Origin of the sequence: Propionivibrio sp., from assembly GCF_029255185.1 — a bacterium.
Lineage (GTDB): Bacteria > Pseudomonadota > Gammaproteobacteria > Burkholderiales > Rhodocyclaceae > Propionivibrio.
The window spans coordinates 23,016-29,956 of sequence record NZ_JAPUVO010000084.1 but is presented as its reverse complement, the minus strand read 5'-3'; the positions used below and the strand labels follow the sequence as shown (position 1 = coordinate 29,956).

The window sequence follows — 6,941 nt, the reverse complement described above, 5'->3', positions numbered from 1 at the left end:
TTATGCACATCCAGCCCCACGTACTTGCTAAACTCTTTCATGACCTGCCTCCCTCAATTTAGGCTCTGCGCCTACGGTTGAACAAACCCCAAGCGTAACCCTCGTCGCTTGAGGTGTGGCAGGTCAATACATGATGTCTAAAAAGTGACGTATCGGTAGAGCGCCTGGTCGAAGCTTCGGGCATTGATCTGAAGAAGAGCGGCAAGGATCGCGTTGGCCGCTGCCCCTTTCACGCTGACGACACGGCCAGCCTGGTCATCACCCCTGCAAAAAACCTCTGGCACTGCTTTGGCTGCGGCCTCGGTGGCGGCCCCATCGACTGGATGATTAAAAAGAACGGCGTATCCTTCCGCCACGCCGTCGAATTGTTGAAGGACGGCATTTCTGTTTTAGCCGCCGGGTCGGCTCCGATCAAGTCGGGCACCATGCGCAAACTCGACACCCCGATCGCGCTCGACGCTGACGACCAGGCGCTCTTGAATCAGATCATCGACTACTACCACAGCAGCTTGAAGCGCTCCCCCGAAGCGCTGGCCTACCTCGAATCGCGCGGCATTGCCGGCGAGGCCATCGACGTGTTCAAGCTCGGCTTTGCCAACCGCACCCTGGGCCTGCGCCTCCCCAACAAGAATCGCATCGCCGACGCCGGCATACGCGAGCGCCTGCAAAAGCTCGGCATCCTGCGCAACTTCGGCCACGAACACTTCAACGGCTCGCTGGTCATTCCCGTGATCGATCAGGCCGGCAACGTCAGCGAAGTCTACGGCCGCAGGCTCCTGAAAACCCTGCATGCCGGCACGCCCAGGCATTTATACCTGCCCGGTCCGCATAAAGGCGTGTGGAACATCGCCGCGCTTGGCGTCGCGCCGGAAATCATCCTCTGCGAAGCCCTGATCGACGCGCTGACGTTCTGGAGTGCAGGCTATCGCAACGTCACCACGGCCTACGGCATCGAGGGCTTCACCGACGACATTCTTGCCGCCTTCAAAGCGCACGGCACGCAACGCGTGCTGATCGCCTTTGATCGCGACGAGGCTGGCGAACGTGGCGCGGCCAAGGTCGCCGAACGCCTGCTGGCGGAAGGCATTGACTGTTTCCGCATTCAGTTCCCCAAGGGCATGGATGCCAACGCCTACGCGCTCAAGGTGACGCCGGCATCCCGTTCGCTGGGCCTCGTGATCCGTCAAGCCCTGTGGCTCGGCAAAGGCACCGTGCCAACGCACCCCGAGACGGTTCCCGTTGCCATTGACCCACCGCCAACGCCCATCCTGCCTACCGCTTTGGCCGATCCTTCCTTAGCTGCCAAAACGTTTCCCGCAGCACTGCCCGCCAGTCCGCTGCCGGCCGCGCCAGCTGATGACGCGCCGTGCACCGTGACGGACAACGAAATCACGCTGACCTTCGGCGATCGCCGCTACCGCGTGCGCGGCCTGGCCAAGAATCTCTCGTTCGAAATATTGAAAGTGAACCTGCTCGCCACACGCGGCGAGCGCTTCTACGTTGATACGCTCGACCTCTACGCGGCCAAGCAACGCCAGAGCTACACCACCCACGCCGCGATTGAATTGCAGGTCGCCGAGGACATCCTCAAGACCGACCTGGGGCGCGTCCTCAGAAAACTGGAAGCCTTGCAGGAAGAGGCCATCCGCCAAGCCTTGCAGCCCGCCGTGCCGCCAGCGGCGACGATGGACGCCGCCCAGCGCGACGCGGCGCTCTCGCTCTTGAAAGCGCCCGACCTGGTGCGCCGCCTGCTCGCCGACTTCGCCACCTGCGGCCTCATCGGTGAAGAAACCAACAAGCTGGTGGGCTACCTCGCCGCCGTCTCGCGCAAGCTCGACCGGCCCCTGGGCGTGGTGATCCAGTCATCGAGCGCGGCCGGCAAATCCTCCTTGATGGACGCCGTGCTCGCCTTCGTCCCCGACGAAGAGAAAGTGAAGTACAGCGCCATGACCGGCCAGAGCCTGTTCTACATGGGCGAAACCAACCTCAAGCACAAGGCCCTGGCCATCGTCGAAGAAGAAGGCGCGAGCCGCGCCAGCTACGCCTTGAAGCTCCTGCAGAGCGAAGGTGAACTCACCATCGCCAGCACCGGCAAAGACCCCACCACCGGCAACCTGATCACGCAGCAATACCGCGTCGAAGGTCCGGTCGCGTTGTTGCTGACCACGACAGCGCGGGACATCGACGAAGAACTGATGAACCGCTGCCTGGTGCTGGCCGTCGATGAGGGGCGCGAGCAGACGCGCGCGATTCACCAGGTGCAACGCGACCGAAGGACCCTGCAAGGGCTGATCGCCCGCCGCGAGAAGGACGCCCTCATCACCCTGCACCAGAACGCCCAGCGCCTGCTACGGCCACTGGACGTGCTGAACCCTTACGCGCAGTTCCTGACCTTTCCCGACCAGACCACGCGGCTGCGCCGCGATCATGAAAAGTACCTCACCCTGATCGACACCATCGCCTTCCTGCACCAACACCAGCGCGACGTGAAGACCGCGCAACGCGGCGAGCAGGTCATCGAGTACATCGAAGTCACGCTGGCCGACATCGAACTCGCCAACCGCATTGCGCATGACGTGCTCGGCCGCAGCCTTGACGAACTGCCGCCGCAGACGCGCCGGCTGTTGAAACTGATCGACGGCTATGTGGTCGCCGAATGCACGCGGCAAAGCGTGAAGCGCAGCGATTTCCGCTTTAGCCGCCGTGCGCTGCGCGAGGCGATCACCTGGGGCGACACGCAATTGCGCGTGCATCTGGAGCGCCTCGTCGATCTCGAATACGTGCTCGTGTATCGCGAAGGACCGGGCGGCAAATACGTCTATGTGCTGGCCTACGAAGTTGGCGACGAATCCCGCGCCCAGGTCGCGGGACTGATCGACATCGCCGCACTGGAGGCTTTGATTTCTACCACTACGATTCCGAAGTCGCGGGGTTCGACCCCCGAAGTTGCGGGGGGAGTGCGGGGCGGTAGCGGCCCGGTTGCGGTGGGGTCGCGGGGCAATGAATCGGCTGTAACGCCTCACCCCGTGCGGGTTTCCGGCGATCTATCGAATGCGATGCCCGAAACGCACTGCTCCCGGCCAACCGGAAAATCCCGGTCGTACCCGCAGGCCGTTCCCGCCTTAGCCGCTGCGTCGGCCTGACATGCCGCGCCCGGGTCAGCGCCTCAAGAAGCACGCGCTCTGGCAGAAGCGCCGGTCGCCGCCGCGCGTGCCCGCGCCCGACCCCTCCGCCAGCAATTCGCTGCACGCCTACGCCGCCGCCTACCTGGAGTGGTCGCGCGTCATGGGCTACCGCGAGCAGGGTGTGGTGATGCGCGACAAGGCCCTGCGCCGCTTCATCCGCTGGTGCGACGAGCGCGGCCTCTCCTCCCCCGGCGAGATCACGCTACCGATCCTGGAGCGCTACCAGCGCCACCTGTACCAGGTGCGCAAGGCCGACGGCCAGCCGCTGGCCTTCACCAGCCAGCAGGCGCTGCTGGTGCCGCTCAAGGGCTGGTTCAAGTGGCTGACCCGCAGCCGTCACACCCTCACCAATCCCGCCTCCGAACTGATGCTGCCCAGAACGCCCCTGCGCCTGCCGATGCATGTCCTGACCGTGGCCGAAGTCGACCACCTGATCAACCAGGCCGACGTCAGCCACATCAGCGGCATCCGCGACCGCGCCATTCTGGAGACGCTGTACTCCACGGGGCTGCGCCGCATGGAGTTGGCCAGCCTGGCGGTGTACGACTGGAGCCGCGCGCAGGGCGCGCTCAGCGTGCGCCAGGGCAAGGGCGGGCGCGACCGCGTGGTGCCGATCGGCGAGCGCGCCGCGGCCTGGCTGACGCGCTACGCCGACGAGGTGCGGCCCCAGCTCGTCATCGAGCCTGACGACGGCGCGCTGTTCCTCACCGACTACGGCGAGGCCTTCGGCAAGAACCGACTGGGCGACATGGTGCGGCGCCACCTCGATTACGCCGGCATCACCACGCCCGGCTCGTGCCACCTGCTGCGCCATGCCTGCGCCACGCACATGCTGGAGAACGGCGCCGACATCCGCTTCATCCAGGCGCTGCTCGGCCATGCCGACCTGAACTCGACGCAGATCTATACCCAGGTCTCGATTACGAAGCTAAAGCAGATCCACGCGGCGACGCATCCGGCGCGATTGCGACGCGATAGAGGCGATCCGGCGCAACGGGTAGCAAACCCTTGGCGACGCGGCGCAAACGCTTCTGGCGACGTTAGCGGCCGATGGTGAGGACCAGGAGGAGGAGCGATGAACGAAGGCTATCTGCGCACGGTGGTTGGTGCGGCCATGGAAGATCTGGTACGCGTGCGGGAAACGCAAGGGGCAGACTCGGCGGCCTACCAACGGCAGTTGGACACGTCCCTGGGCTTCATCCGGGGCGCTCTGGAAGACGTGCTCACGGCGGCGCAGAGCGAACTGCATCGTCGCGGCCATGATGGATGCGATCCTGCCAGAGAAATTGACTGATCGTTTGCGTTGCGCAGGCCAGCACGGTCTGCTCGGCGATCACTCCCACCGCCGCGAGTGTGGCGGACAGCCTGAAGCTGCAACAGGAGTTAGGGCACGGCAAGCCGCGCGCCGGGCTGCGCCGTGCCAGGCTCGACGGGCAGCGTTCCGGTCACGGCCGTAGAGTCAATGTCAGGCGCTACGCGCGAGCGTACAACACAGGCCCCGTCCGGCATTGAGCCGGCCGCGTCCTGGCTGTCGGCCGGGGGTAAATGCTACGCATTTAACATAACCGCGCATTACGCAAAGTTGCCCCATTCGCCAACAAAGTTGGCTCGGTGGGCCAACCGCTACGCCTTCGGCTCCGCGCCCTACGGGTTCGCGTAATGGACGGTTATGTCTTGCGCCCCCGTCCGTCAGCGCGCGGTGCCGGCCTTGCCCGCACCGCTTCAACATCTATCTTGCGCGCTCGCGCTTCGCGCCAGCGCGAGCCACAACCCCAAAACCTACGAACCCCGGCCCACCCAGGCCAGTCAGACGGCGCGGGGTCGTGCCGCGTTCCGCGTCACGCCTTGCCCGCGCCGTCTGCCCGGCCTCCCGTCCGCCCCCGCACGCGGGGGCTCCCCAAAGTCAAAAGCCAACCCTGGAACCGTGGGAGAAACTCCCCCCGCGTTGGCCCAGGGAGGGTAGCGCCGTGCTCGCCGCGTCAAGGGCTTCGCAAGCGGCTTCGCCGCCCTTGACCCGGCTGCGACTCGGCGCTGATCGGATAAGGGCCAACGGCGCTCGCAGCGAGGGCCGGGCCAACACAGGAAGGAAGATCATGGAAAACGTTAGCTTGCACATCGAACTATCAGACGAAAACGCTTGGGCACTCGCGCAGTTCTTGAAGCGTCTAGGATTTAGCGATTGCAGGTCACTGGCGGTCAGTGACGAAGAAGCCTGGCAGATGATCCGCGCCACCGAAGCCGTCCGCGCGGCGCTGGCACAGCAGGGCTACGCGCCGCGCTAGGCGCAACACACGGGGCGGCATGGCCGCCCCTTCGCCGCCGGTCGTCAAGGCTTCCCTGCGGCGCTGCGTGGCCTGGACGGAATACGCGCCCGCTCCAGATTCACCCCTGAGCCGCTAAAGAAGAAACTCCGCTTGCATTGCGCGTGCCCGTGGGACAAACTCGCGTCTACAAATTTTTACCGAAATTGAGGGAGAGTCGTCTTCGTTCATAGCCCCGCAAGCCAGATGGCGACTAGAAAAATCGGCTGTGCTTACGACGAAACTGCGTCAGGGCGAGCATATCTCAACTCGCCGCGGCTTGTCACCGATGAGACAAACAAAGTCGTCTGGCGGAACATTCTGGGTGAGCCCTTCGGCGTCAGCCCGCCGGAAGAAGACCCGGATGGGGATGGGAAGAACTTCACGCTGAATTTAAGGTTTCCGGGGCAGTACTATGACCTCGAGTCCAATCTCAACTACAACTATCGTCGGGATTACGATTCCGACAAGGGCAGGTATATTCAGAGTGATCCGATTGGCCTCGCAGGCGGCATCAACGGATATGCCTATGTCGGCGGGAATCCTCTGAGCTACGCTGATCCGCTAGGATTAGACCGATGGGGTGGGCCAACTGGAGGCCCTTCATTCATCATCGCAGGTGGTGGCACAGCAAATTTGTACAGCACCACTGGTCAGATCATAGAAAATTATCCATATACTTCTGGTACCGGTGGAGTCACTGATCCGAGTGTTGCCAATAAAGGGCCGATCCCATCCGGCAACTACATATTAAATCCGTCTGAAATTAGCCCCGCCGGATTCTTCCGAAAATATCTTGATCCACGTGACTGGGGTGATTATCGAGTGCCGTTACATCCTGATCAGGGAACAAATACTTACGGACGAGACGGTTTCATGATTCATGGCGGTAAGAAGCCAGGTTCTGCGGGATGTATTGATGTAGGTAGTGGGGACAAGGATCTTTTCCGCGCCTCCAAAATTTGCCTGACCCTCTTCCAGTAATCGTGACAAGGCCACAACGATGAAGATCGTTCGTTTAGCCTTATTGGGAGTGATTTTACAGATGATTTTGCTTACTGCATTTATCCTTGTTTCACGTTCTACTCATGCACAATTAGCGAAGCCACTTGTGATGGGTATGGCGATAACCAGCATGCTAGGATTATTTTTACATGCAGTGAAAGTGCATACGATACGACGACTAATCTTGTTATCTGGCTTATTAGCGATTGGCTATATTTTTGGGTTCCACATCTTGGGAATGCTTTATTTCCCGGGTTTGCTAAAAGATTTCGATGGACTGTCGATGGACTATCTGCAATCGGTATTGTCTGTGACGGTAATGCTATTTGTGATCTATGTGATAACTGCACTAGGTCTTTTTTGGTTAAAGACCTTCTTCACCAAGAAAGGCTGGAGGCATCAACGGATATGCTTATGTCGTTGGAAATCCGGTTAGCCTGAGTGATCCTAC

6 protein-coding genes and 1 pseudogene are annotated in these 6,941 nt (G+C 61.8%); all 7 read left to right on the top strand.

The window, feature by feature from the left end:
* Window positions 1–149 precede the first annotated feature (149 nt).
* A pseudogene (locus Q1J43_RS05795) lies at window positions 150–368 on the top strand (CHC2 zinc finger domain-containing protein); the annotation flags it as partial.
* Window positions 369–425: 57 nt separating this feature from the next.
* Window positions 426–3,143, top strand: coding sequence for a toprim domain-containing protein (locus Q1J43_RS05790; RefSeq protein WP_301101446.1), 2,718 nt, complete (start codon window positions 426–428; stop codon window positions 3,141–3,143).
* Between the two features lies 1 nt (window position 3,144).
* Window positions 3,145–4,242: a site-specific tyrosine recombinase XerC gene (xerC, locus tag Q1J43_RS05785; protein WP_301101444.1), complete on the top strand. Its 1,098-nt coding sequence runs from the start codon at window positions 3,145–3,147 to the stop codon at window positions 4,240–4,242.
* Between the two features lie 18 nt (window positions 4,243–4,260).
* Entirely contained in the window at window positions 4,261–4,479 is a 219-nt protein-coding gene (locus tag Q1J43_RS05780; RefSeq protein ID WP_301101443.1) for a hypothetical protein, read from the top strand.
* Window positions 4,480–5,278: 799 nt separating this feature from the next.
* A complete protein-coding gene (locus Q1J43_RS05775; protein WP_301101442.1) occupies window positions 5,279–5,467 on the top strand; it encodes a hypothetical protein in 189 nt (62 codons plus the stop codon).
* A 225-nt stretch (window positions 5,468–5,692) separates the two neighbouring features.
* On the top strand, window positions 5,693–6,469 hold the full coding sequence (locus Q1J43_RS05770; protein ID WP_301101441.1) for an RHS repeat-associated core domain-containing protein: 777 nt from the start codon (window positions 5,693–5,695) through the stop codon (window positions 6,467–6,469).
* Between the two features lie 19 nt (window positions 6,470–6,488).
* On the top strand, window positions 6,489–6,926 hold the full coding sequence (locus tag Q1J43_RS05765) for a hypothetical protein (protein ID WP_301101440.1): 438 nt from the start codon (window positions 6,489–6,491) through the stop codon (window positions 6,924–6,926).
* Window positions 6,927–6,941 lie beyond the last annotated feature (15 nt).

Coding starts and splice junctions, on each gene's coding strand:
- Q1J43_RS05790 (WP_301101446.1), top strand. CDS start 426: ATGCGCAAACTCGACACCCCGATCGCGCTCGACGCTGACGACCAGGCG.
- xerC (WP_301101444.1), top strand. CDS start 3,145: ATGCCGCGCCCGGGTCAGCGCCTCAAGAAGCACGCGCTCTGGCAGAAG.
- Q1J43_RS05780 (WP_301101443.1), top strand. CDS start 4,261: ATGAACGAAGGCTATCTGCGCACGGTGGTTGGTGCGGCCATGGAAGAT.
- Q1J43_RS05775 (WP_301101442.1), top strand. CDS start 5,279: ATGGAAAACGTTAGCTTGCACATCGAACTATCAGACGAAAACGCTTGG.
- Q1J43_RS05770 (WP_301101441.1), top strand. CDS start 5,693: ATGGCGACTAGAAAAATCGGCTGTGCTTACGACGAAACTGCGTCAGGG.
- Q1J43_RS05765 (WP_301101440.1), top strand. CDS start 6,489: ATGAAGATCGTTCGTTTAGCCTTATTGGGAGTGATTTTACAGATGATT.